The organism is Micromonospora sp. NPDC005707, from assembly GCF_040631005.1.
Taxonomy (GTDB): Bacteria; Actinomycetota; Actinomycetes; order Mycobacteriales; family Micromonosporaceae; genus Micromonospora.
This window is the reverse complement of record NZ_JBEXYR010000005.1, coordinates 76,557-96,612: the sequence shown is the minus strand read 5'-3', so window position 1 is coordinate 96,612 and position 20,056 is coordinate 76,557. Positions and strand designations below refer to the sequence as shown.

Below are 20,056 nucleotides of genomic sequence, written 5' to 3'. Positions count from 1 at the left end.
GGTCCGATGGTCGTCCCCACATGTAAGCGCTTGCATCGCGTCCGGTCCACCCCCTGCCGGACACGGCCCGGTAACAATCCGGAAACCCGCTCACCGGCCGTGGGCACGCTCCCACGCTGCGCTGATCCGCCCTCGGCGGGGCCTCTTCCCATCGATGGAACTTTCTGCCACCCTGTCCGTATCAGATCGAAAACTTTCAACATAGGAGGCAGTGGATGCGCAAACGCTGGTTCAGCCTCGCGGCGGTGGCCGCCGTCCTCGTGGCCCTGATCCCGGCGGCGCCGGCCATGGCCGCGCCGACGTTCAAGGTTCCGTTCCCCTGCAACCAGTCCTGGTCCGGACAGACCCGGTCGGACCACAGCCCGGCCTACGCCGTCGACTTCAACCGCACCGACGACCTCGGCGACCCGGTGGTGGCCAGCGCGCCCGGCACCGTCGACCGGGTCACCGACCTCGGCGGCACCAGCTACGGCAAGTACGTCCGGATCGACCACGGCAACGGCTACACCACCTACTACGCCCACCTGAGCAGCTTCAACGTCTCCGTCGGGCAGACCGTCGGCTACGGCCGGGTCATCGGCTACGTGGGCAGCACCGGCGGCTCCACCGGGCCGCACCTGCACTACGAGCAGCGGCTGAACGGCAACGACATCCAGGTCCGGTTCAACGGGGCGCTCGCCCTCTACTGGGGGACCAGGACCTACACCAGCGACAACGGCTGCTCCGGCTCGAACACCGGTGCGGGCACGGTGAACACCGCCGGCGCCGCGCTGACGGTACGGTCCGGCCCGGGCACCGGCTACAGCGCGGTCGGCTCGGTGGCCGACGGCGCCAACGTCACCATCTACTGCCAGACCAGCGGCACCAGCGTCACGGGCACCTACGGGACCAGCTCGATCTGGGACCGGATCGGCTCCGGCCGGTTCATCTCCGACGCGTACGTCTACACCGGCTACGACGGGTACATCCCCGGCGTGCCGCGCTGCTGAGGTCGGGTGGGCGCGGGGCCGGCCGCCCCGCGCCGCTCACCGGTTCAGCTGCCAGATGGCGAGGTTGAGCGCGCCCGCGAAGGTCACCCAGGCCCAGTACGGCAGCAGGAGCAGCGTCGCCGGCCGGGAGACCCGCCGGAACAGCGCCACGGTGACCCCGATGGCCAGCCACATGAGCACGATGTCGGCGAACGCCAGCCCGTAGCGGCCGGCGCCGAAGAAGAGTGGGGTCCAGACCGCGTTCAGGACCAGCTGGGTGACCCAGGCGCCGAGCGCCGGCCCCCAGCCGGCCCGCTGCCAGACCAGCCAGCCGGCCACCGCGATGAACCCGTAGAGGACGGTCCAGACCGGGCCGAAGAGCCAGGACGGCGGTGCCCACCCCGGCTGGGCGAGATCGGCGTACTCCTCCTGGGTGTTGCGCACGCCGAGCGCGCCGACGGCCGCCGCGACGGTCACCGCGGCGCCGAAGCCCAGCAGCGCCAACCACTTCCGCCCGCGGCCGACGCGCCGGAGGCTTCCCGAGATCGTCATACCGCCGGGTGCCCGGCCCGCGGGGTGGGCAAACGGCCCGCGCAGCACGGCGCCGGGGCCGCCGGATCCGGGAGGCTCCTGTCTGGGAGGACGGAGCTCTCGGACCCCGCGACCCCGGCGGGTCCAGGGGTGGTGGGAGGTCGACGGCTAATTGCTGAAGATGCTGACGCCGCCCGGCCCAACGAGCAGGCCGACGATGATGAGGACGATGCCCCACAGGATCTGCCGGCGGAACAACGCGAGGATGCCGGCGACCACCAGTACGACTGCGAGAATCCAGAGAATCAGCTCCATGTCGGCCGGATACCCGTTCGTCGGATCCGGGAAACCTGCTTCTCAGTCCAGGTGATCACCGAGGTGGAAGATGCTGTAGGCCTGCTTGATGACCGGGTGCGCCACGTTGCGGACGCGTACGCCGCCCGGGGTGGTGCCCCGCTCGGCGCCGTGGTGGGCGTGCCCGTGCAGGGCCAGCGCGGTGGGCGCCGAGTCGATGGCCTGGCCGAGCTGGTAGCAGCCGAGGAACGGGTAGATCTCCAGCGGTTCGCCCGCCAGGGTGTCCGGCACGGGGGAGTAGTGGGTGAGGGCGACCAGCACGTCGCAGTCCAGCCCGAGCAGCGCCGCGGCGAGGGAGTCCGCGCTGTCCTTGGTCGTCTGGACGAACGCCTTCATCTCCGGTTCGCCGAAGTCGCTGGCGCACCGCCCGGCGAACCCGCCGCCGAACCCCTTCACCCCGGCCACGCCCAGCCGGCCCTCCGCGCACTCCAGCACGACGCCGTTCCCCTCCAGGACGGTGATCCCGGCGTCCTCCAGCACCTTCACCACCTGCGGCACCTGGTCGCACTGGTGGTCGTGGTTGCCGAGGACGGTGATGACCGGCACGCCGAGGTCGCCGAACTCCTGCGCCACGCAGCGCGCCTCGGACTCGGTCCCGTGCCGCGTCAGGTCCCCGGCGAGCAGCAGCACGTCGGCGCAGTCGGGCAACTCCTCCAGCGCCGGTCGGAACCGGCCGACCACGTCCTCGTCCAGGTGCACGTCGCCGACGGCGGCGATGCGGATCACCATCGAACCCCCCTCACGGCAGCTCCTCGACCTGGGTCGGCGCCTGCTTGCGGATCACCCCGATGTCGCTGGTGACCGGCAGGTTCGGGAAGCGCTCGGCCACCCGGCGCAGGATCTCCTCCCGCCGGTTCGGGCTCTCCACCTCGCCGTAGAGCACCAGGCCGCGCTCGCGGCGCACCACGGTGATGCCCTGCTCGGCGACGTCCGGGTCCTCGGCCAACATGCTCTGGATCTCCGCCTCGACGTACTCGTCGGGCGGCGCGTCGCCGTGGTGTCCGGTCACGGGGTCTCCCTTCCTCCGGACGCGCCGCCGGGCAGCACGTCGAGCCGGTCGAGCAGCACCAGGAACGCCTCGGCGTACGGCGAGTGCTGCGTCTCCTTCCGTACCCGTTCCCAGTCGATCTGTTCCCGCAGCGAGCGGGCGAGCGGCAGGGCCCGGGCGAAGTCGCAGTAGTGCTGGGAGAAGCTCAGCAGCTTGTGGACCATGAGCTGGCTGGCCGAGAGCACCGGCATGTGGATGGCGTCGACCGGCCGCACGATGGTGTCGGCGAAGGTCTCCTCGGTGACCGGCGTCTCGATCGGCCGGTGGATGAGGTCCACCATCCGGCCCTCGTCATAGACCTTGACCAGCCAGTCCTCCGGCGGGCGCTCGGCGGTGAAGCCGGCCTCGACCAGCGCCTCCAGGGCCCGCTCCACGTCCTGTTGCCGGATCAGGAAGTCCACGTCGTGGTCGCTGGAGTGGCCGCCGTGGGCGTACACGGCGAAGCTGCCGCCCAGCGCGAATGGGATCTCGGACTGCTTGAGCACGGCGGCGACCTTCTTCAGCGTGTGCACCAGGGTCTCGTCCCCGCGCTCGGCCATTCTGGGTCTCCCGTCGTCGTGGGTGGCGGTGGGAATGAAGTTGCGTACCCGGCGAACGGGTCGGCCACACCTGTTGGGGGCGCGCCCCGACGTGCCGGTGACAATGCCGACAAACCGCCAGGCCGAGCACGGGTCGGATAATCTCGGGAGGGTGGCCAGGTCACTGCGGGTGCGGCGCGGCGGGGCCCGACTGCGCGCCGTCGCCCTGATCGGCATCGACGGCTCGGGCAAGACCACCCAGGCCCACCGGCTCGCCGAGGCGCTCACGGCCGCGGGCCATCCCGCCACCTACCACCGCAACGCCGGCGGTCGCCGCTGGCTCGGCCGGCTCGCCCAGCGGGTCGGCCGGCCCGACGCGCAGCGGCTCGTCGGGCGCAACGGGCTGCTCGCCCTGGAGTCCGTCCTCCGCTGGCTGGCCATCGCGCTCGCGCTGCTGACCTGCCTGGTGACCGGCCGGACGGCGGTGATGGACCGCTGGTCCGCCTGCCAGTACGCCAGCATCCGGGCGCACGGCGGGCAGCGCTGGGAACGGCTGGCCCGGGCCGGCTACCGGGTCTTCCCGCCGCCCCGGGTCACCTTCCTGCTCACCCTGGACCCGGCCGAGGCGTACCGGCGGATCGAGCGGCGCGGCACCGACCACGAGAGCATGCGGTGGCTCAGCGCCGCGGCCACGGCGTACCGGACCCTGCCGGAGTACGGCAGCTTCGTGGTGGTCGACGGCAACGGCACCCCGGAGGAGGTGTCCCGCCGGATCCGCGCGCACCTGACCGAGTGGCTCCCGGGCGACCCGCCGCCCCCGGCCGGGCCGGGCCCGTCCGGCACCGGCCCGCCGTCGGGCGGGGCGGGGCAGGGTGAACCCGTGCCGGCTCAGGCCCGCCCGTAGACCGGGACGCTCGCCCCGCTGGTCGGCGCCGACTCGTCGGAGGCGAGGAAGCGGATCACCGCGGCGATCTCGGCCGGCGGGACCCAGCGGCCGTGGTCGGCGTCCGGCTGGGCGGCCCGGTTGGCCGGGGTGTCGATCACGCTGGGCAGCACGGTGTTGCAGCGCACCCCGCGCGGCCGGTACTCCACGGCCACGGCGTTGGCGAAGGCCTGCACGGCCGCCTTGGCGGTGGCGTAGCCGGCCGCGCCGGGGAAGGGTGCCACCGCGGCCCGCGCCGACACGCAGACCACCGCGCCGCCCCCGGCCGCCACCAGGTGCGGCAGCGCGGCCCGGGTGACCAGGTAGGTGGGCCGCAGGTTGACCCGCAGCATCCGGTCGAACTCCTCGATCGGCGTCTCGTGCACCAGGCCGCCGCTCGCGTACCCGCCGACCAGGTTGACCACGGCGCGCAGCGGCGCGGCCGGCTCGGCCGTGGCGACGGCCACCGCTCGCGCGGCCCCCTCAGGGTCCAGCAGGTCCGCCGCGATCCGGACCTCCCCGGCCGCCGGCGCCGTCCCGGCACCCTCCCGTTCGGGTACGACCACCCGCCAGCCGGCCGTGCGGAAGGCGGCGGTCACCGCACCGCCCAGCCCGCCCGTCCCCCCGGTCACCAGCACCGTGCGCTCCGCCATGCGCCCACGCTAGCCGCCCGGCCGGGCCGCCGGTGACCGGGGCGGGCATCCGGACTGGTCGATGCCCTCCGGCCTGCGGGTCCGGCCGACCGGTGACCTCGGCGCGGCCGTCCGGCCGATCCGGCAGGCGCGACGGCGGAGCCGCCCGTCGCCCGGCTCGGCGGAGTCGACCGGAGCGGAGGAGGCGGCCGGGCTGCGGGAATGGGACCCTTGGCGCGGGGGGCGGGCGCGGAAGGCGGTACTTTTCCCGATACGCGCCGTCATGGTTGACGGTCACGCCTCATGAAAGTAAGTTTCATCCGTGGCGAAGAGTCCGAAGATTTCTGCGAGTCACGAGCCCGGTGGACTGATCGTCCACATCAGCGGGCTGCTGCCCTCGCTGTCCCCGGCCGAGCAGCGGGTGGCCCGGCTGGTCGTCGCCGACCCGGCTGACGCCGCCCGGCGCACCATCACCGACCTCGCCACCGCCGCCGAGACATCCGAGGCCACCGTCATCCGGTTCTGCCGGTCGGTCGGCATGGACGGCTACCCCCAGCTGCGCATCCGGCTCGCCGCCGAGGCCGCCCGCCGGATCGAGCCACCGGACGCCCGGGTGGTCGGCGGGGACATCCCGCCCGGCGCCGACCTGGCGCAGATCATCGCCACCATCGCGTTCAACGACGCGCGGGCCGTCGAGGAAACCGCCGAGCAGCTCGACCCGGCCGTCTGCGAGCAGGTGGTCGAGGCGATCGTCGCGGCCGGCCGGATCGACGTCTACGGGGCCGGCGCCAGCGGCTTCGTCGCCTCGGACTTCCAGCAGAAGCTGCACCGCATCGGCCGCACCGCCTTCTACTTCCCGGACGTGCACACCGCGCTCACCTCGGCCGCCCTGCTCGGCCGGGGCGACGTCGCCGTCGGCATCTCGCACACCGGCACCACCTCGGACGTCATCGAGGTGCTCGACCAGGCCCGCGCCCGGGGCGCCACGACGGTCGCGCTGACCAACTTCCCCCGCTCGCCGATCACCGAGGTCGCCGACCACGTGCTGACCACCGCGGCCCGCGAGACCACCTACCGCTCCGGCGCGATGGCCAGCCGGCTGGCCCAGCTCACCGTGGTCGACTGCCTCTTCGTCGGGGTGGCCGCGCGAAACCGGGCCAAGGCCCGCAAGGCCCTGGAGGCGACCGCCGAGGCGGTCCAGTCGCACCGGGTGGGCGCCGGCCGGAGGCGGGCATGACGGCGGGACGGGTGGAGCGGGACGAGATGCCCGCCGTGCGGCCCGTGGTCCGGGTGGGCGCCCCCACCGAGCGGCGCAACCCGCAGAGCCTCGACCTCGACCTCATGTCGACCCGGGACGTGCTCACCGTCATCAACGAGGCGGACCGGCGGGTGCCCGCCGCGGTGGCCGCCGTCCTCGACGAGATCGCCGAGACCGTCGACCTGGCCGTCGCCGCGCTGCGCGGTGGAAACCGGGTGCACTACTTCGGCGCCGGCACGTCCGGCCGCCTGGGTGTGCTCGACGCCGCCGAACTCGCGCCCACCTTCAACTCGCCGCGGCACTGGTTCTGCTCGCACCTGGCCGGCGGCCCCGAGGCCATGTGGCGGGCCGTCGAGGACGCCGAGGACGACGAGCGCGGCGGCGCCGCCGACGCCGCCGAGTGCGTACGCCCCGGCGACCTGGTGGTCGGGCTGGCCGCCAGCGGGCGCACCCCGTACGTCCTCGGGGCGCTCGCCGCATCCCGGGCCCAGGGGGCGGCGACGGTGCTGCTCTGCGCCAATCCGGAGGCCGAGGCCGCCGGGTCGGTGGACGTCTTCATCGGGGTGGACACCGGACCCGAGGTGGTCACCGGGTCGACCCGCATGAAGGCGGGCACCGCGCAGAAGCTGGTGCTGAACACGTTTTCCACGGCGGTGATGGTGCGCCTCGGCCGGGTCTACTCGAATCTGATGATCGACATGGTGGCCACCAACGCGAAACTGCGCGGCCGGATGATTTCGATTCTCATGGAGGCCACCGGCTGCGCCGAGGAGGTCTGCCGCGGCGCCCTCAACGAGGCCGACGGCGACCTCAAGACCGCCCTCGTCTCGCTGGTCTCCGGCGCCGAGGTGTCCGCCGCCCGGGCCGCCCTGGCCCGCTCCGCCGACCAGGTACGCGGCGCGCTCGCCCTGCTCGCCTCCTGACGCCCCCGCCGGCCGGATCCCCTCCCGGCCGCGTCCGCACCACGGGTGCGACGCGCGTCACGCGGCGGGAGGGGACGTCCCTGCCGCTGCGGATTGTTCAACCAGCCGTGGGGTAATCCTCACCCGTGGCTGAACCGACCGGCCTGCCGACGCGTATCTCGCAGTGACCAGGATCGCAATCACGCGGTGACGCGGGTCGCTGTGTTCATGGAATTCGCAATGGTGCGATTTCCTGAGCGGGCGACGATTCCGCTGCTCCGACGCCCTCCGACCGGGGCGTGCGCGAGCCACCCGGGCAGGGGTCCTGACAGCAAACATGGACCGGGCTCTCAGCTACTACTCAGGCATTCGTGACAGTTTCGACTCACGACATGGAATCCCCGACGCGTCTCATCTGTTGTGTAGGTGTCAGCACCTACGGGCACAGCGGAGGTTACGGGGAGGGCTGATGAACGTGGGGATGGCAAGGAACCGGGCAACCGGCGCGAGCGAGGGGACCGTGGCAATCGTGGACAAGAACATCGGCATGCGTACCGACGAGGTCGCCGAGGAGCGAGACCTGGTCGGCGTCTACCTGCACGAGATCTCCCGGACGCCGCTGCTGGACGCCGCCAAGGAGGTCGATCTCTCCAAGGCGATCGAGGCCGGCCTCTACGCCGAGCACCTGCTCGGCGAGGACCGCGTCCCCGCCGGCGTCGACCGGGAGGACCTGGAGCGGCTGGTCGCCGAGGGTGAGCGCGCGAAGGATCTGTTCATCCGCGCCAACCTGCGACTGGTCGTCTCGATCGCCCGCCGCTACGTGCGGTCGGGCATGCCCATGCTGGACCTGATCCAGGAGGGCAACACCGGCCTCGTCCGCGCGGTCGAGAAGTTCGACTACGAGCGGGGCTACAAGTTCTCCACCTACGCGACCTGGTGGATCCGCCAGGCGATCAGCCGGGCGATCGCCCAGCAGGAGCGCACGGTGCGACTGCCCGTGCACCTGGTCGAGGACGTCAACCGGATGCGCAACGTGGCCCGCCAGCTCACCCGTGAGCTGGGCAGCGACCCGGAGCCGGAGCAGATCGCGGCCGCGCTCGGCGTCACCGTCGAGCGGGTCAACGAGCTGCGCCGCTGGTCGCAGGACACCGTCTCGCTGGACACCCCGGTGGGCGACGACGGCGACACCAACCTCGGCGACCTGGTCGCCGACAGTGACGCCCCGTCGCCGGAGGAGATCGTCCTCACCGGTCTGGAGCGGCAGCGGATCGAGGGTCTGCTCAACCACCTCGACGACCGTTCGGCCGGCATCATGCGGGCCCGCTACGGCCTGGAGGACGGGCGCGAGCACTCGCTGACCGAGGTCGCCTCGCGGTTCTCGCTCTCCCGGGAGCGGATCCGCCAGCTGGAGATCCAGGCCCTCGGCCGGCTCCGTGAGCTGGCCCGCGCGGAGGGGCTGCAGGCGGCCTGAGCTGGTAGTAATGGATTCGACGAACGGCCGGCGTCCGATAGGGGGACGCCGGCCGTTCGCCGTCCGGGTCAGCGCACGCGGCCGTAGCCGGCGATGCTCATGATGTCCATGTCGCGCTTGTTGACGTTGCGGCCCGCGCTGGGCGCGTCGATGATCTGGCCGCTGCCCACGTAGAGGGCCACGTGCCCGAGGCCGGAGTAGAACACCAGATCGCCGGGTTTCAGCGAGCCGCGGCTGATCCGGGAGGTGGCGTCCCACTGCATGGCCGCGTTGTGCGGCAGGGACTTGCCGGCGGCCCGCCAGGCCGCCAGGGTCAGCCCGGAGCAGTCGTAGCTGCCGGGGCCGTCGTCGCCGTAGCCGTAGGGCTTGCCGATCGCGCCGTAGGCGTAGCGCACGGCCACACCGGCGGAACCGGAGATGGCCGGGGCGCTGCCGGCGGAGCTGGACCGAGCGGGCGCCTCGGTGGCCCGGCCGTACGCCTTGCGGCGCAGCTCGTAGAGGCGGGCCAGGTCCGCCTCGATCTTCTTCTTGCCGGCGACCAGCTGCTTGGCCTGCGCCGCCTCCCGGGCCAGCGTGGCGTCGAGCCGGGTCTTCTGGTCGATCAGCCGGCGCTGGCTCTCGGTGAAGCCGGTGATGGTCTGCTGCCGCTGGCGGGTCAACTGGTCCAGGGTGCCCAGCCGGTCCGGCAGGGTGGCCGGCCCGCCCGGCTCCAGCAGGGCCTGCACGGTGCGCATGCCCCCGGTCTTGTAGGCCGTGGCGGCGATGGCGCCGACGTCGGCGCGGCTCCGCTCGGCCTGCTCCTGCAACGGGCCGATCTTGGCCTGCAACGCGGCCGCGGTGGCCTTGTTGGCCTTGATCTCCTCGTTGAGCTTGTTGTACGACTCGACGATTCGCTCCAGCTCAGTCGAGGACTTCTCGATCTGCTTCGTCAGCTCGGCGGGGGTGGGCTCGGCCCGAGCCACCGACGCCGGGGCGAGCAGTGCGGCCGAGAGGCCCGCCACCGCCAGCGAGCGCAGCAGGATCCGTAAGGACGACAAGAGCGGAAAGCTCCTCTCCGACACCTCGCCGGCGCGGGCGTGCCACCCGGCGACACCGGCCCGGGGCCATCCGGCTGGATGGCGGTCGACCGGACCGGCCTGCCCAACCTAACCCGTGACCGGAGTGACGGGGAGTTGAAGCAGGGGCGAAAGTTGGCAAAGTGCCAGGAAGTGCCGCTGGTGCCGGTGACGCTTGGTGACCGGTTCGCGGGCGGGGCGTCGTGGCGCCGGAGCCGGGTGGGCGGATCGCACCAGTGGCCCGATTCGTCGTTCTGGGCGGATGTCGCCAGGCAACGCGCCGCAAAGTCATGACAAAGACGGAAATCACTCCTGTTTCCCGGCGCGGCATCTGCCCGGCGGCAGGCCCCTGGGCAGGGAAAACGTCCGGCCCGGGTGGCGCGCCCGCAACACAATGAAGCGCGGAGTCCGGGAATCCCGCCGCGCGGCAAGGGCGTCGCGCGCCGGCGGTCCCGGCCCGCGAACCCCCGGGAGGCCGCCATGCAGACCGATGGCTCCACCACCCGACCGCCCCGGTCGCCGGGCGCGGTCGCGTCCACCCTGCTCTACGCCCGGCCCGGCATCGTGGTCACCGGCGAGCGCTTCACCGTGGGCCGCAACAGCTGGCCGATCGCCGACATCACCCAGCTCTGGACCGCCCGCGGCCCGCACGACCGGCTCGCCCTCCGGGCGGTGGCCGTCTCCGCGGCCCTGATCGGCGCGGTCGGTGTGCTGCTCGGCTTCACCGGCGGCCTGCAACGGCTCACCGCGGCGGCGTACCTCACGCTGGGCGCGGTCGGGCTGCTGCCGCTGCTGCTCGTGCTGATCGGGGACCGCTGGCGGCCCCCCTCGCACGAGCTGTGGGGCCGCGTCCGCGGCACCGAGGTGCTGCTGTTCAGCAGCGACAACGAGCGGCAGTTCGGCCAGGTCACCCGGGCCCTGCTACGCGCCCGGGAGGGTGCGCGTCACGGCGGCTGGACGGCCCCGCCGGCGGCCGAGGCGTGGCGGCCGAACCGCTGACCCGCCGGGTCAGCCGGCCACCGGCTCCGGGGTCCGCGTCGCCTGCTCGGCGGCCATCCAGTGGCTCACCCGGCGCTCGGCGTAGAAGGAGACGAACGGCACGGTGCCCGCGAGCATCACGAGCAGCATCCGCTTGAGCGGCCAGTCGGCCCGGCGCGACAGGTCGAAGGTGAGCGCCAGGTAGATCATGTAGAGCCAGCCGTGCGCGGTGCCGACCACGGCCACCACGGTCGGGTTGTCGAAGCCGTACTTCAGCGGCATGCCGATCAGGACCAGCACCACCAGCGCCACGCCCACGATCCAGGCGATCACGCGGTACCGGGTAAAGGCTCCGCCCACCGTCGTCCGTCCTTCCGCACCGGCCTCAGCCGGGATAGTCGCCGGGCCTCGCGCCCGGGTTGGCGTTCAACCATGCAAGGTAGCGGTTGTACGCGGCCAGTTCGCCGTCGTCGGCCCCGCCGGTCGGGGCGACCGGCACCCGGCTGACCCGCACCGGCCGGCGTACCGCCGGGGTGGCGACGGCCGGTTCGGCGCCGTCGGCCGCCGGCGGCGCCGGGGTGGTGGTCCGCTCCTCGCGCTCGGCCCGCAGCGTGTGCCGCAGCTCACGCCACCAGACGAAGATTACGAAGGCCGCGAAGACCGGCCACTCGATCGCGTAACCGAAGCTCAGCGTGTTGCCCCCGGCGGCCCGGGTGACCTGCCACCAGCCCAGCCCGAGAAAGCCCACCACCAGCACGACCATGGCCACGTGGCGGGCGATCCACGCCGGTGTCCAGAGCCGCTTCATGCCATCGAGGGTACCGGGCCCACCGGCCGTCTCCGACGCGGTGTCGTAGCCGGGTCGGGTTTGGTGACACCCCGGCTGGGCATCCGTCTAGACGCCAGCCCGAACGAGACGAGGGGGCGACGATGACCGAATCAGTACGCCGGGACGCCAGCCCGGAGCAGCGGGTGACCGAGTGGGACGGCGACCACGCCCGCACCCACGAGGTCGACGGTGAGCTGCTCGGGGTGGACCCCGCCGAACTCGGCGACGAGGACCTGATCCGGGAGATGCAGAGCCTGCACCGGACCCGCCTGGACACCCTCCGGCACGCCACCGACTCGGCGCTCGCCAACCACCTGCGCCGCACCGCCGAGCTGGAGACCGAGTACCTGGCCCGGAACCCGGGCCGGGAGGTCGACCCGAGCCGACTCCGGGACGCCTGATGAGCAACCACGCCGAGCGCGGCATGTCCGCGCCGCCCGAGGTCGTGTTCAACACGGCCACCGACCCGGACCGGTCATCGGCCTGGCTGCCCGAGGAACTGCGCCGCTCCGGCACGCACCAGGTGGAGGTGGTCGACGCCGAGGACATGCGGGCCCGCTGGAGTTCCCAGTCCGCCGGCTGGTCGGCGGACATCGACGTGGAGCCGGCCGACGCCGGGGGCGCCCGGGTCCGGCTCGACCTGACCGGCACCGACCACGGGATGGCCGACGAGATCCTGTCCAACCTCGCCCGTGAGGTGTCCGACAACCTGAACGCCGGCTGAGCCGGGCGCCACGACGAGACGAGGAGGCCGGGTGACCGGGAGTGGCCTGAAACAGAAGGTGGCGCGGCTGCGCCAGGCGTACGCGCCGCACGAGTACCGCCCGCTGGGCGGCTACCTGGCGGCCATGGGCACGTACGGCGCCGTCACCGCGTCGCTGGTCGGCCTCGTCAAGGCGACCGGGCGCCCGGTGCCGGAGCGGCCCGCGCCCTCGGACGTGGTGCTGCTCGCCATCGCGACCCACAAGCTGAGCCGGCTGCTCTCCAAGGACGCGATCACCAGCCCGCTGCGCGCGCCGTTCACCCGGTACGACCACCCGATCGGCAGCGGCGAGGTGATGGAACAGGTCCGTGACCAGGGCAGCCCCACCCGGCACGCCGTCGGCGAGCTGCTGAGCTGCCCGTTCTGCCTGGCGGTCTGGGTCGCCACCGGCCTCACCGGCGGGCTGGTGCTGGCCCCCCGGCTGACCCGGCTCGTCGCCACCGCGCTGACCGCGGTGGCCGCCTCGGACTTCCTCCAGATGGGGTACGCGGTGGCCCAGCAGGCGGCCGAGGGTGGGCACCGGAAGGAGTGACCGCACGACGCGAGAGGGGGCCGGCGCGACGCGCCGGCCCCCTCTCGCCTTCTCCCGGTCTCAGGTGGGGGTCGTGCCGTGGTCCTCACCGGCCCAGCCGCGCGACGCCTCCGGCTCCCGCTCGTCGCGGTCCTCACCGGTGATCACGTCGTCGGACACCGCGGTCTGGTCGTGCTCCCCGGCGAAGTCCGATTCCGGCAGCGTGTCCGTGCCCTCGGGCGGCTGGCCGAGGGCCGGAGGGTGCTCCTGTTCCTCGTTGCGGTCGGTCATGGCGCTGTCCTCTCCGTCCTCGGGCCGCCTCGCCGGTGGCTCAGGCCACCGTCCCGCCGAGCAGGTCGGCCGCCTCGTCGACCGCGTACTCGCCCTCGGGCAGCGCGTCGATCCGGGACAGCAGGTCGGCGGGGAGTTCGGCGGACACCGCCCGGCGGTAGATGTCCGCCTGGCTCATCCGCTCCTGGCCACGGAAGATGTCGTCGAGCAGTTCGTCGAGCTGCCGGGTGTCCGGCTGCTCGGTCACGGGCGCGTCGTCGGTCACGCCGACCAGCTACCCGGGCCCGAATCGGTCAAACGTCCCCAGCCGCCGCTCACGCGGGGGTGGGGAGGGTGGCGCGGCGGGTGCGGACGGCCTGGGCGAGGTGGTCGAGGACCTCGGCCGTGGTGTCCCAGCCGATGCAGGCGTCGGTCACCGACCTGCCGTACTCCAGCTCGCGGGTGGGGTCGAGGTCCTGGCGGCCGGGCTGGAGGAAGCTCTCCAGCATGATGCCGACGATGCCGCGCTGGCCGGCGGCGAGCTGGGCGGCCACGTCGGCGGCGACCAGCGGCTGGTTGCGGTGGTCCTTGCCACTGTTGGCGTGGCTGGCGTCGATCACCACCCGCTCGGGCAGTCCGGCCGCGCGCAGCAGGTCCAGCGCTCCCGCCACCGACTCCGCGTCGTAGTTGGGCCGGCCACCGCCGCCCCGCAGCACCAGGTGACCGTCGGCGTTGCCCCGGGTGTGCATGATCGCCGGGGTGCCGGAGACGTCGATGCCGGGGAAGACGTGCGGCACGCCGGCCGCCCGGATGGCGTCCACCGCGGTGGCGATGCTGCCGTCGGGGCGGTTCTTCATGCCGATCGGCATGGACAGGCCGGAGGCGAGCTGGCGGTGCACCTGGCTCTCGACCGTCCGGGCGCCGATCGCGCCCCAGGCCACCGTGTCGGCGATGTACTGCGGCGTGATCGGGTCGAGGAACTCGCAGCCCACCGGCAGGCCCAGCCGCAGCACGTCGAGCAGGAGCGCCCGGGCGGTGCGCAGGCCGGTGTTCACGTCGCCCGAGCCGTCCAGGCCCGGGTCGTTGATCAGGCCCTTCCAGCCCACGGTCGAGCGTGGCTTCTCGAAGTAGACCCGCATCACCACGAGCAGGTCGTCGGCGAGGCGGTCGGCGACCTGGCGCAGCCGGCCCGCGTACTCCAGGGCGGCGGCGGGGTCGTGCACCGAGCAGGGGCCGACCACGACCAGCAGCCGGTCGTCGGCGCGGTCCAGCACCCGGCCGACGGCACGCCGGCCGGCCACCACAGCCTCGGCGAGGGAGTCCTCCAGGGGCAGGTGGTGGTGCAGCAGCGCGGGGGTGGTCAGCGGCACGACACGGTCGATCCGCTGGTCGATGACCCGATGGGCGTCCGGGGTCGTCACGGTGGGGTTCCTTCCGCCGACCGTGCCCGGGGCCGGCGCCCGGGATCGAGCCGGCTGCTCGTATGCAGAAGGGCAGGGAATCATCCCTGCCCGGCCGGCTCGAAGAGGAAGTGACGTCAGCTCATGGTCGAGTCACCGGCTCCTCCAGCCGGCTGCCTAAACCATCGATACGACCGCGTCACGCCCGCCAGCGTACCCGACGCCAGGGACGGGTCCCACCCGCTCGCCGGGTACGCCGCGGCCCGGCGGGGGTATGGGGACTGCATGAGTCACCACCAGAGCGACCAGGACCGGATCGAGTCCCGCGCCCACCTGCTGCCCGAGGAGGCGGCGGTGGGCAGCGAGGACCCGGAGGCGCAGGCCGACGCGATCCTCGCCGAATCGGACATCCGGGAGGAGGACCGCAACGCCGCCCCCGACACGGTGCTGGAGCACCGGACCTCCGATCAGACCGTCACCCCCGTCGAGCCCCCCGACTGAGCGGTGGCGCCCCGGGACCGCCGCGAGCCCCGGTAGGTCGTGTCCCGCAGCCAGGCGAGCGGACCGGCCAGCCGCAGGCCCGGCGGCACGTTCCCGACCGGGTCGAAGGCCAGCGCGGCGTCCTCCGGGGCGCCGCGCCGGCCGCCCAGCCGGACCTCGCCGAACGGCCGCCACGGCCCGACCGCGGACGCGACCGCGAGCACCAGCCGCGGCCCGTCGTCGCCGGCCGCCGCCGGGAGTTCGGCCAGGCCGCGGCCCAGTTCCGGCGAGTCGGGGTCGGCCAGCACGGCCAGGTACACCCGCCGCCGGCCCGCCCGGTAGGACATGATCGAGGTGTACGTCCCGGTGAAGCCGCGGCGGGGCAGCGGCAGGTGGCGCAGCACCGGTGCGGCGGCGCTGGAACTGGCCAGCAGATCCACCGGCGGCTCCGGGTCGCGGTGCAGGCGGATCCCCACCCCCAGCACGTCCGGCCAGCGTCCCGGGGTGGGCACGCCCTTCGACAGGCGGACCGTGGCCGGCCACCGGCCGGGCAGGTCGAGCAGCGGCACGCCGGTCGGCGGGCCCGGCGTACCCCAGATCATCGCCTCGGCGGAGAAGGTGCGGCCGGCGGGATGCAGCAGCCGGGCACGCCGGAGCCGGGCGAGCAGGAGGGCGGCGCGTTCGACCGCGGACGATGCGGGGGTGGGCATGCCGGGCGAGTACCCCGGCGCGCGGCGACGATGCTCCCCGCACGTCACCTTTCCACCCGCGAGATCGGATAGCGTCGTGCCATGCCCGACAGCGGTTACCCCTGGCCGATCGAGACGACCCGACTGGACAACGGTCTGCGCGTGGTGGTGAGCGAGGACCGCACCGCCCCCGCCGTCGCCGTGAACATCTGGTACGACGTGGGTTCCCGCCACGAACCGGCGGGTCAGACCGGCTTCGCCCACCTCTTCGAGCACCTGATGTTCGAGGGCTCGGTCAACGTGGCGAAGACCGAGCACATGAGGCTCATCCAGGGCTCCGGCGGCTCGCTCAACGCCACCACCAACCCCGACCGGACCAACTACTTCGAGACGGTCCCGGCCGAGCACCTGGAGCTGGCGCTCTGGCTGGAGGCCGACCGGATGGGCGGGCTGGTCCCCGCGCTGACCCAGGAGACGCTGGACAACCAGCGGGACGTGGTGAAGAACGAGCGCCGCCAGCGCTACGAGAACGTGCCGTACGGCGACGCCTGGCTGCGGCTGCTGCCGCTGCTCTATCCGCCCGGGCATCCCTACCACCACGCCACGATCGGCTCGATGGCCGACCTGAACGCCGCCGACCTGGCCACCTTCCAGGCGTTCCACCGCACCTTCTACGCGCCGAACAACGCCGTGCTGACCGTCGTCGGCGACACCACCGCCGCCGAGGTGTTCGCGCTGGCCGACAAGTACTTCGGCGGGCTGCCGCCGCGCGAGGACATCCCGGCGGCCCCGGACGGGCGCGCCGTCCCCGCCACCGGCCGGCCCGCGGTGGAGACGGTCACCGCCGACGTGCCCGCGCCCCGGGTCTACGTCGCGCACCGCACCCACCCGTTCGGCACCACCGGCTACGACGTGACCACCGTGCTCGCCACCGTGCTGGGCAGCGGCCGGGGGAGCCGGCTCTACCAGCGGCTCGCCGACGGCGAGCGGATCGCCCAGCCGGACCTGGTCGGGGCGTACGGGGTGGACCTGGCGCACGCGCCGGCGCCGCTGATCGCGACCGCCACGGCCCGCCCCGGGGTGTCCGCCGACCGGCTGCGCGACGGGCTGGCCGAGGTGGTCGACGAGCTGGCCACCGTGCCGGTGACGGCCGCCGAGCTGGACCGGGCCAAGGCGTTGCTGAGCACCATGTGGTGGCGGCAGATGTCCACCGTGGACGGCCGGGCGGACACCCTCGGCCGGTACGCCACCCAGTTCGGCGACCCAAACAGCGCCGGCGAGCGGCTGCCCGCCTGGCTCGCCGTCACCGCCGAGCAGATCGCCGAGCAGGCCAGCGAGCTGCTCGGCGCGGCCGACCGGGCGACCCTGACCTACCAGCCCGAGGAGACCTCATGACGCTGATCGCCACCCGTCCCGGGCCGGGCGCCGCCCGCCCGTACCGGTTCCCGCAGGTGGTCCGCCGGTCGGCCGCCGGCGGGCAGGTCGTCGCCGCGCACCTGCCCGGGCAGAACCTCGCCGTCGCGCTGCTGCTGCTCGACGGCGGCGCCGGCCGGGAGCCGGTCGGCAAGGAGGGGCTCGGCGGGGTGCTGGCCAAGGCGCTGGAGGAGGGGACCGCGCAGCGGGACGCCACCGCGTACGCCCTGGCCATCGAGGCGCTCGGCACCGAGCTGGTGACCGGCCTGGACTGGGACTCGTTCCAGGTCAGCGTGCAGGTGCCGGTGGACCGGCTGAGCGCGGCCGTGGAGCTGCTCGCCGAGGCGGTGCGGACGCCGAAGCTCGACCCGGCCGACGTGCGGCGGGTCCGCGACGACGAGGTGACCGCCCTGCGGATGGACTGGGCGAACCCGGGCCCCCGGGCCGACGCGGTGCTGCGCGCCGAGCTGTTCGGCGCGGACAACCGCTGGGGCCGCCCGATGTACGGCGACCCGGAGAGCGTGGCCGGCCTCGACGTGGACGACGTGACCGTCTTCCACTCCGAGTGGTTCATCCGCCCCGGCACGCTGATCGTCGCCGGTGACCTGGACCGGATCGACCTCGACGCGCTCGCCGCGACGGTGTTCACCGGGGCCGGCGGCGCGGCGGCGGACAAGGGCGGCCCGATCGAGGTGCCGCTGTCCGACCGGCGGCGGATCATCCTGGTCGACCGGCCCGGCTCGGTGCAGTCCACGCTCCGCCTCGGGCACCCGTCGCCGCACCGCGCCCACCCGGACCACGTGCCGATGACGCTGGCCGGCACGGTGCTCGGCGGTGCCTTCACCTCCCGGCTCAACCACCTGATCCGCGAGGTGCGCGGCTACACGTACGGGATCCGCGGCGACTTCGCCTCGTCCCGCCGGTTCGGCCGGTTCGCCATCAGCTCCGGGGTGCAGACCGCGGTGACCGCGCCGGCCCTGGTCGAGGCGGTCGGCGAGGTGTCGCGTACCCGGCTGACCGGGGTGACCGAGGACGAGCTGGCGGTGGCGCGCTCCTGGCGGGCCGGCCAGCTCTCCGTCGAGCTGCAGAGCCCCCGGGCCATCGCCTCGGCGCTGACCACGCTGGTCGTGCACGACCTGCCGGACGACTACCACGCCCGGCTGCGCGAGGCGCTGCTCGCCGCGACCGTCGAGGAGGTCTCCGCGGCGGCCGCCGCCCACCTGCACCCGGAGTCGCTCACCCTGGTCGTCGAGGGCGACTCGGCGGTGATCCGGGACGAGCTGGTGGCCGCCGGCCTCGGCGAGGTGGTCGACCACACGTCCTGACCGGCCGGGGATGTGATTCCCGTCGCGCCCAGCGGTCGCGTGCGCCCGGGCCGCGGGCGCGGATGCTCCGGCCCGGGCCGCGGACAGCCGGGGATTCTCCGTCGGCAGCCCGTCGATCGCCCGTGTCGTTGCCGGTCGACGGCCCGATCGCCGAAGGGCGCCCCGCTGGTCGGCGGCCCGCGCGCTGGGAAAGACTTCCCGCCGGCCCCGCCCGGCTGGGTAGCCTCGCCGGCATGAGGATCGGCATTGTGGGGGCCACCGGCCAGGTCGGTGGCGTGATGCGGCAGGTGCTGGCGGAGCGCGAGTTCCCGGCGGAGCAGCTGCGGCTGTTCGCCTCGGCCCGGTCGGCCGGGCGCACGCTGCCCTGGCGCGACGGCGAGGTCACCGTCGAGGACGCGGCCACCGCGGACTACCGCGGCCTGGACATCGTGCTGTTCTCGGCGGGCAAGGGCACCGCCCGGGACCTCGCGCCCCGGGTCGCCGAGGCCGGCGCGGTCGTCATCGACAACTCCTCGGCGTACCGGATGGACCCCGAGGTGCCGCTCGTGGTCGCCGAGGTCAACCCGCACGCCCTCGCCAACCGGCCCAAGGGCATCGTCGCCAACCCGAACTGCACCACCATGGCCGCCATGCCGGTGCTGCGCCCGCTGCACCAGGAGGCCGAGCTGGTCAGCCTGGTGGTCGCCACCTACCAGGCGGTGTCCGGTGCCGGCCTGGCCGGCGTGGCCGAGCTGGACGAGCAGGTCCGCAAGGTCGCCGAGCACGCCGCCGGGCTGGCCTTCGACGGGTCGGCCGTGGAGTTCCCCGCGCCGCGCTCGTTCGCCCGCCCGATCGCCTTCAACGTGCTCCCGCTGGCCGGCTCGATCGTCGACGACGGCTCCTCGGAGACCGACGAGGAGCAGAAGCTGCGCAACGAGAGCCGCAAGATCCTGGAGATCCCCGGGCTGAAGGTCTCCGGCACCTGCGTCCGGGTGCCCGTGTTCACCGGCCACTCCCTCCAGATCAACGCGCGCTTCGCCCGCCCGATCACCCCGGCCCGGGCCCGTGAGCTGCTCGACGGCGCGCCGGGTGTGGCCCTGCACGAGGTGCCGACCCCGCTGGAGGCGGCCGGTCAGGACCCCACGTTCGTCGGGCGGATCCGGGCCGACGAGACCGTCGAGCACGGCCTCGCCCTGTTCTGCGCCAACGACAACCTGCGCAAGGGCGCGGCGCTCAACGCCGTGCAGCTCGCCGAGCTCGTCGCCGCGGAAGGGCGCTGACCCCATGGCGGACGAGCGGACCCGGCAGGCCCTGACCGACCTCGTGGCGAGCCGCCGGCTCGGCGTGCTCGCCACACTCAAGCGCGACGGCCGGCCCCAACTGTCCACCGTGGTCCACTCCTTCGACCGGGATGCCGGGCTGATCCGGATCTCGGTGACCGACGGCCGGGCGAAGACCGCGAACCTGCGCCGCGACCCCCGGGCCAGCTTCCACGTGAGCAGCGAGGACGGCTGGGCGTACGCGGTGGCGGAGGCCCGCGCCGAGCTGACCCCGGTGGCGGAGCGGCCGGACGACCCGACCGTCGAGGAACTGGTCGGGCTCTACCGGGCGGTGCAGGGCGAACACCCGGACTGGGACGACTTCCGGCGGGCCATGGTGGCCGAGCGGCGGCTGGTGCTCCGGCTGCACGTCGAGCGGCTCTACGGGATGCCGCCGCGCGGCTGACCGCCGACGCCGGCCCGCGTTACCTCGCCCCGGGC

The 20,056-nt window shown here is 73.7% G+C and carries 26 protein-coding genes and 1 pseudogene; 14 read left to right on the top strand and 13 right to left on the bottom strand.

Annotated elements, in window-relative coordinates:
- Window positions 1-215 precede the first annotated feature (215 nt).
- Window positions 216-989 carry a peptidoglycan DD-metalloendopeptidase family protein gene (locus ABZ452_RS11000; protein WP_357941279.1) on the top strand — a complete coding sequence of 258 codons (774 nt, stop codon included), beginning with the start codon at window positions 216-218 and terminating at the stop codon, window positions 987-989.
- A 36-nt stretch (window positions 990-1,025) separates the two neighbouring features.
- On the opposite strand, the gene ABZ452_RS10995 is transcribed toward ABZ452_RS11000, so the two are convergent.
- The 5 genes and pseudogenes from ABZ452_RS10995 to ABZ452_RS10975 form a co-directional block, all read right to left on the bottom strand.
- Entirely contained in the window at window positions 1,026-1,520 is a 495-nt protein-coding gene (locus ABZ452_RS10995; protein ID WP_357941277.1) for a TspO/MBR family protein, read from the bottom strand.
- A gap of 147 nt (window positions 1,521-1,667) precedes the next feature.
- A complete protein-coding gene (locus ABZ452_RS10990) occupies window positions 1,668-1,814 on the bottom strand; it encodes a GPGG-motif small membrane protein (protein ID WP_357941275.1) in 147 nt (48 codons plus the stop codon).
- Window positions 1,805-2,582 (bottom strand): annotated as a pseudogene (locus ABZ452_RS10985) (metallophosphoesterase). The gene ABZ452_RS10990 and the pseudogene ABZ452_RS10985 overlap by 10 nt, the downstream one beginning before the upstream one ends.
- A 10-nt stretch (window positions 2,583-2,592) precedes the next feature.
- On the bottom strand, window positions 2,593-2,802 hold the full coding sequence (locus ABZ452_RS10980) for a hypothetical protein (protein ID WP_357941975.1): 210 nt from the start codon (window positions 2,800-2,802) through the stop codon (window positions 2,593-2,595).
- Window positions 2,803-2,858: 56 nt separating this feature from the next.
- On the bottom strand, window positions 2,859-3,440 hold the full coding sequence (locus ABZ452_RS10975) for a nucleotidyltransferase (RefSeq protein ID WP_357941273.1): 582 nt from the start codon (window positions 3,438-3,440) through the stop codon (window positions 2,859-2,861).
- A gap of 151 nt (window positions 3,441-3,591) precedes the next feature.
- Here ABZ452_RS10975 and ABZ452_RS10970 point away from each other — a divergent pair, with 151 nt between their 5' ends.
- The gene (locus ABZ452_RS10970) at window positions 3,592-4,323 is read left to right on the top strand and encodes a dTMP kinase (RefSeq protein ID WP_357941271.1); all 732 of its coding nucleotides are present in this window, start codon (window positions 3,592-3,594) and stop codon (window positions 4,321-4,323) included.
- Here the strand turns inward: ABZ452_RS10970 and ABZ452_RS10965 are convergent.
- Window positions 4,308-4,994 carry an SDR family NAD(P)-dependent oxidoreductase gene (locus tag ABZ452_RS10965; protein WP_357941269.1) on the bottom strand — a complete coding sequence of 229 codons (687 nt, stop codon included), beginning with the start codon at window positions 4,992-4,994 and terminating at the stop codon, window positions 4,308-4,310. The genes ABZ452_RS10970 and ABZ452_RS10965 overlap by 16 nt on opposite strands.
- Window positions 4,995-5,295: 301 nt before the next feature.
- Between ABZ452_RS10965 and ABZ452_RS10960 the strand changes: the two genes are divergently transcribed.
- The 3 genes from ABZ452_RS10960 to ABZ452_RS10950 all read left to right on the top strand — a co-directional run bounded on the left by ABZ452_RS10960 (window position 5,296) and on the right by ABZ452_RS10950 (window position 8,604).
- A complete protein-coding gene (locus ABZ452_RS10960; RefSeq protein ID WP_357941267.1) occupies window positions 5,296-6,210 on the top strand; it encodes a MurR/RpiR family transcriptional regulator in 915 nt (304 codons plus the stop codon).
- Window positions 6,207-7,154: an N-acetylmuramic acid 6-phosphate etherase gene (gene murQ / locus ABZ452_RS10955; protein ID WP_357941265.1), complete on the top strand. Its 948-nt coding sequence runs from the start codon at window positions 6,207-6,209 to the stop codon at window positions 7,152-7,154. The genes ABZ452_RS10960 and murQ overlap by 4 nt, the downstream gene beginning before the upstream one ends.
- 460 nt (window positions 7,155-7,614) lie before the next feature.
- Window positions 7,615-8,604 carry a sigma-70 family RNA polymerase sigma factor gene (locus tag ABZ452_RS10950; protein WP_357941973.1) on the top strand — a complete coding sequence of 330 codons (990 nt, stop codon included), beginning with the start codon at window positions 7,615-7,617 and terminating at the stop codon, window positions 8,602-8,604.
- A gap of 68 nt (window positions 8,605-8,672) precedes the next feature.
- Here ABZ452_RS10950 and ABZ452_RS10945 read toward each other — a convergent pair whose 3' ends face one another.
- Window positions 8,673-9,641: an NlpC/P60 family protein gene (locus ABZ452_RS10945; RefSeq protein WP_357941263.1), complete on the bottom strand. Its 969-nt coding sequence runs from the start codon at window positions 9,639-9,641 to the stop codon at window positions 8,673-8,675.
- Between the two features lie 498 nt (window positions 9,642-10,139).
- Here ABZ452_RS10945 and ABZ452_RS10940 point away from each other — a divergent pair, with 498 nt between their 5' ends.
- Window positions 10,140-10,658 (top strand): DUF6232 family protein, encoded by a 519-nt coding sequence (locus tag ABZ452_RS10940; protein WP_357941261.1) that lies wholly within the window; start codon window positions 10,140-10,142, stop codon window positions 10,656-10,658.
- 9 nt (window positions 10,659-10,667) lie between these two features.
- Here ABZ452_RS10940 and ABZ452_RS10935 read toward each other — a convergent pair whose 3' ends face one another.
- Window positions 10,668-10,997 carry a DUF3817 domain-containing protein gene (locus ABZ452_RS10935; RefSeq protein WP_357941259.1) on the bottom strand — a complete coding sequence of 110 codons (330 nt, stop codon included), beginning with the start codon at window positions 10,995-10,997 and terminating at the stop codon, window positions 10,668-10,670.
- A gap of 25 nt (window positions 10,998-11,022) precedes the next feature.
- Window positions 11,023-11,445 (bottom strand): hypothetical protein, encoded by a 423-nt coding sequence (locus ABZ452_RS10930; RefSeq protein WP_357941257.1) that lies wholly within the window; start codon window positions 11,443-11,445, stop codon window positions 11,023-11,025.
- A gap of 122 nt (window positions 11,446-11,567) precedes the next feature.
- On the opposite strand from ABZ452_RS10930, the gene ABZ452_RS10925 reads away from it, so the two are divergent.
- Genes ABZ452_RS10925 through ABZ452_RS10915 form a run of 3 tightly spaced genes read left to right on the top strand, consistent with a single transcriptional unit; the run spans window position 11,568 to window position 12,761 of the window.
- Window positions 11,568-11,867, top strand: coding sequence for a DUF6158 family protein (locus ABZ452_RS10925; protein WP_313718536.1), 300 nt, complete (start codon window positions 11,568-11,570; stop codon window positions 11,865-11,867).
- A complete protein-coding gene (locus tag ABZ452_RS10920) occupies window positions 11,867-12,190 on the top strand; it encodes a hypothetical protein (protein WP_357941255.1) in 324 nt (107 codons plus the stop codon). Before ABZ452_RS10925 ends, ABZ452_RS10920 begins: the two co-directional genes overlap by 1 nt.
- A 31-nt stretch (window positions 12,191-12,221) precedes the next feature.
- Window positions 12,222-12,761 carry a DUF1360 domain-containing protein gene (locus ABZ452_RS10915; protein ID WP_357941253.1) on the top strand — a complete coding sequence of 180 codons (540 nt, stop codon included), beginning with the start codon at window positions 12,222-12,224 and terminating at the stop codon, window positions 12,759-12,761.
- A 60-nt stretch (window positions 12,762-12,821) separates the two neighbouring features.
- Here ABZ452_RS10915 and ABZ452_RS10910 read toward each other — a convergent pair whose 3' ends face one another.
- The 3 genes from ABZ452_RS10910 to ABZ452_RS10900 are packed head-to-tail and all read right to left on the bottom strand — an operon-like array spanning window position 12,822 to window position 14,431.
- Complete coding sequence (locus tag ABZ452_RS10910) at window positions 12,822-13,031, bottom strand: hypothetical protein (protein ID WP_357941251.1); 210 nt, start codon at window positions 13,029-13,031, stop codon at window positions 12,822-12,824.
- A gap of 40 nt (window positions 13,032-13,071) precedes the next feature.
- Complete coding sequence (locus tag ABZ452_RS10905; protein WP_357941249.1) at window positions 13,072-13,296, bottom strand: hypothetical protein; 225 nt, start codon at window positions 13,294-13,296, stop codon at window positions 13,072-13,074.
- A gap of 49 nt (window positions 13,297-13,345) precedes the next feature.
- The gene (locus ABZ452_RS10900) at window positions 13,346-14,431 is read right to left on the bottom strand and encodes a 3-deoxy-7-phosphoheptulonate synthase (RefSeq protein ID WP_357941247.1); all 1,086 of its coding nucleotides are present in this window, start codon (window positions 14,429-14,431) and stop codon (window positions 13,346-13,348) included.
- A gap of 264 nt (window positions 14,432-14,695) precedes the next feature.
- Between ABZ452_RS10900 and ABZ452_RS10895 the strand changes: the two genes are divergently transcribed.
- Window positions 14,696-14,911: a hypothetical protein gene (locus tag ABZ452_RS10895; protein ID WP_357941245.1), complete on the top strand. Its 216-nt coding sequence runs from the start codon at window positions 14,696-14,698 to the stop codon at window positions 14,909-14,911.
- Here the strand turns inward: ABZ452_RS10895 and ABZ452_RS10890 are convergent.
- Window positions 14,878-15,600: a phosphodiesterase gene (locus ABZ452_RS10890; RefSeq protein ID WP_357941243.1), complete on the bottom strand. Its 723-nt coding sequence runs from the start codon at window positions 15,598-15,600 to the stop codon at window positions 14,878-14,880. The genes ABZ452_RS10895 and ABZ452_RS10890 overlap by 34 nt on opposite strands.
- A gap of 81 nt (window positions 15,601-15,681) precedes the next feature.
- On the opposite strand from ABZ452_RS10890, the gene ABZ452_RS10885 reads away from it, so the two are divergent.
- The 4 genes from ABZ452_RS10885 (at window position 15,682) to ABZ452_RS10870 (ending at window position 20,021) form a co-directional block, all read left to right on the top strand.
- Window positions 15,682-16,974 carry a pitrilysin family protein gene (locus tag ABZ452_RS10885; RefSeq protein WP_357941241.1) on the top strand — a complete coding sequence of 431 codons (1,293 nt, stop codon included), beginning with the start codon at window positions 15,682-15,684 and terminating at the stop codon, window positions 16,972-16,974.
- Window positions 16,971-18,317, top strand: a complete 1,347-nt coding sequence (locus ABZ452_RS10880; protein ID WP_357941239.1) for a pitrilysin family protein — start codon at window positions 16,971-16,973, stop codon at window positions 18,315-18,317. The genes ABZ452_RS10885 and ABZ452_RS10880 overlap by 4 nt, the downstream gene beginning before the upstream one ends.
- Window positions 18,318-18,550: 233 nt before the next feature.
- Window positions 18,551-19,576 (top strand): aspartate-semialdehyde dehydrogenase, encoded by a 1,026-nt coding sequence (locus ABZ452_RS10875; RefSeq protein ID WP_357941237.1) that lies wholly within the window; start codon window positions 18,551-18,553, stop codon window positions 19,574-19,576.
- 4 nt (window positions 19,577-19,580) lie between these two features.
- A complete protein-coding gene (locus ABZ452_RS10870; RefSeq protein WP_357941235.1) occupies window positions 19,581-20,021 on the top strand; it encodes a PPOX class F420-dependent oxidoreductase in 441 nt (146 codons plus the stop codon).
- Window positions 20,022-20,056: the final 35 nt, after the last annotated feature.

What these genes read in the sequence shown, in the direction of transcription:
- ABZ452_RS11000 (WP_357941279.1), top strand. Translation starts at nt 216, where the DNA reads ATGCGCAAACGCTGGTTCAGCCTCGCGGCGGTGGCCGCCGTCCTCGTG.
- ABZ452_RS10995 (WP_357941277.1), bottom strand. Translation starts at nt 1,520, where the DNA reads ATGACGATCTCGGGAAGCCTCCGGCGCGTCGGCCGCGGGCGGAAGTGG.
- ABZ452_RS10990 (WP_357941275.1), bottom strand. Translation starts at nt 1,814, where the DNA reads ATGGAGCTGATTCTCTGGATTCTCGCAGTCGTACTGGTGGTCGCCGGC.
- ABZ452_RS10980 (WP_357941975.1), bottom strand. Translation starts at nt 2,802, where the DNA reads ATGTTGGCCGAGGACCCGGACGTCGCCGAGCAGGGCATCACCGTGGTG.
- ABZ452_RS10975 (WP_357941273.1), bottom strand. Translation starts at nt 3,440, where the DNA reads ATGGCCGAGCGCGGGGACGAGACCCTGGTGCACACGCTGAAGAAGGTC.
- ABZ452_RS10965 (WP_357941269.1), bottom strand. Translation starts at nt 4,994, where the DNA reads ATGGCGGAGCGCACGGTGCTGGTGACCGGGGGGACGGGCGGGCTGGGC.
- murQ (WP_357941265.1), top strand. Translation starts at nt 6,207, where the DNA reads ATGACGGCGGGACGGGTGGAGCGGGACGAGATGCCCGCCGTGCGGCCC.
- ABZ452_RS10950 (WP_357941973.1), top strand. Translation starts at nt 7,615, where the DNA reads ATGGCAAGGAACCGGGCAACCGGCGCGAGCGAGGGGACCGTGGCAATC.
- ABZ452_RS10940 (WP_357941261.1), top strand. Translation starts at nt 10,140, where the DNA reads ATGCAGACCGATGGCTCCACCACCCGACCGCCCCGGTCGCCGGGCGCG.
- ABZ452_RS10930 (WP_357941257.1), bottom strand. Translation starts at nt 11,445, where the DNA reads ATGAAGCGGCTCTGGACACCGGCGTGGATCGCCCGCCACGTGGCCATG.
- ABZ452_RS10925 (WP_313718536.1), top strand. Translation starts at nt 11,568, where the DNA reads ATGACCGAATCAGTACGCCGGGACGCCAGCCCGGAGCAGCGGGTGACC.
- ABZ452_RS10920 (WP_357941255.1), top strand. Translation starts at nt 11,867, where the DNA reads ATGAGCAACCACGCCGAGCGCGGCATGTCCGCGCCGCCCGAGGTCGTG.
- ABZ452_RS10910 (WP_357941251.1), bottom strand. Translation starts at nt 13,031, where the DNA reads ATGACCGACCGCAACGAGGAACAGGAGCACCCTCCGGCCCTCGGCCAG.
- ABZ452_RS10895 (WP_357941245.1), top strand. Translation starts at nt 14,696, where the DNA reads ATGAGTCACCACCAGAGCGACCAGGACCGGATCGAGTCCCGCGCCCAC.
- ABZ452_RS10890 (WP_357941243.1), bottom strand. Translation starts at nt 15,600, where the DNA reads ATGCCCACCCCCGCATCGTCCGCGGTCGAACGCGCCGCCCTCCTGCTC.
- ABZ452_RS10885 (WP_357941241.1), top strand. Translation starts at nt 15,682, where the DNA reads ATGCCCGACAGCGGTTACCCCTGGCCGATCGAGACGACCCGACTGGAC.
- ABZ452_RS10880 (WP_357941239.1), top strand. Translation starts at nt 16,971, where the DNA reads ATGACGCTGATCGCCACCCGTCCCGGGCCGGGCGCCGCCCGCCCGTAC.
- ABZ452_RS10875 (WP_357941237.1), top strand. Translation starts at nt 18,551, where the DNA reads ATGAGGATCGGCATTGTGGGGGCCACCGGCCAGGTCGGTGGCGTGATG.
- ABZ452_RS10870 (WP_357941235.1), top strand. Translation starts at nt 19,581, where the DNA reads ATGGCGGACGAGCGGACCCGGCAGGCCCTGACCGACCTCGTGGCGAGC.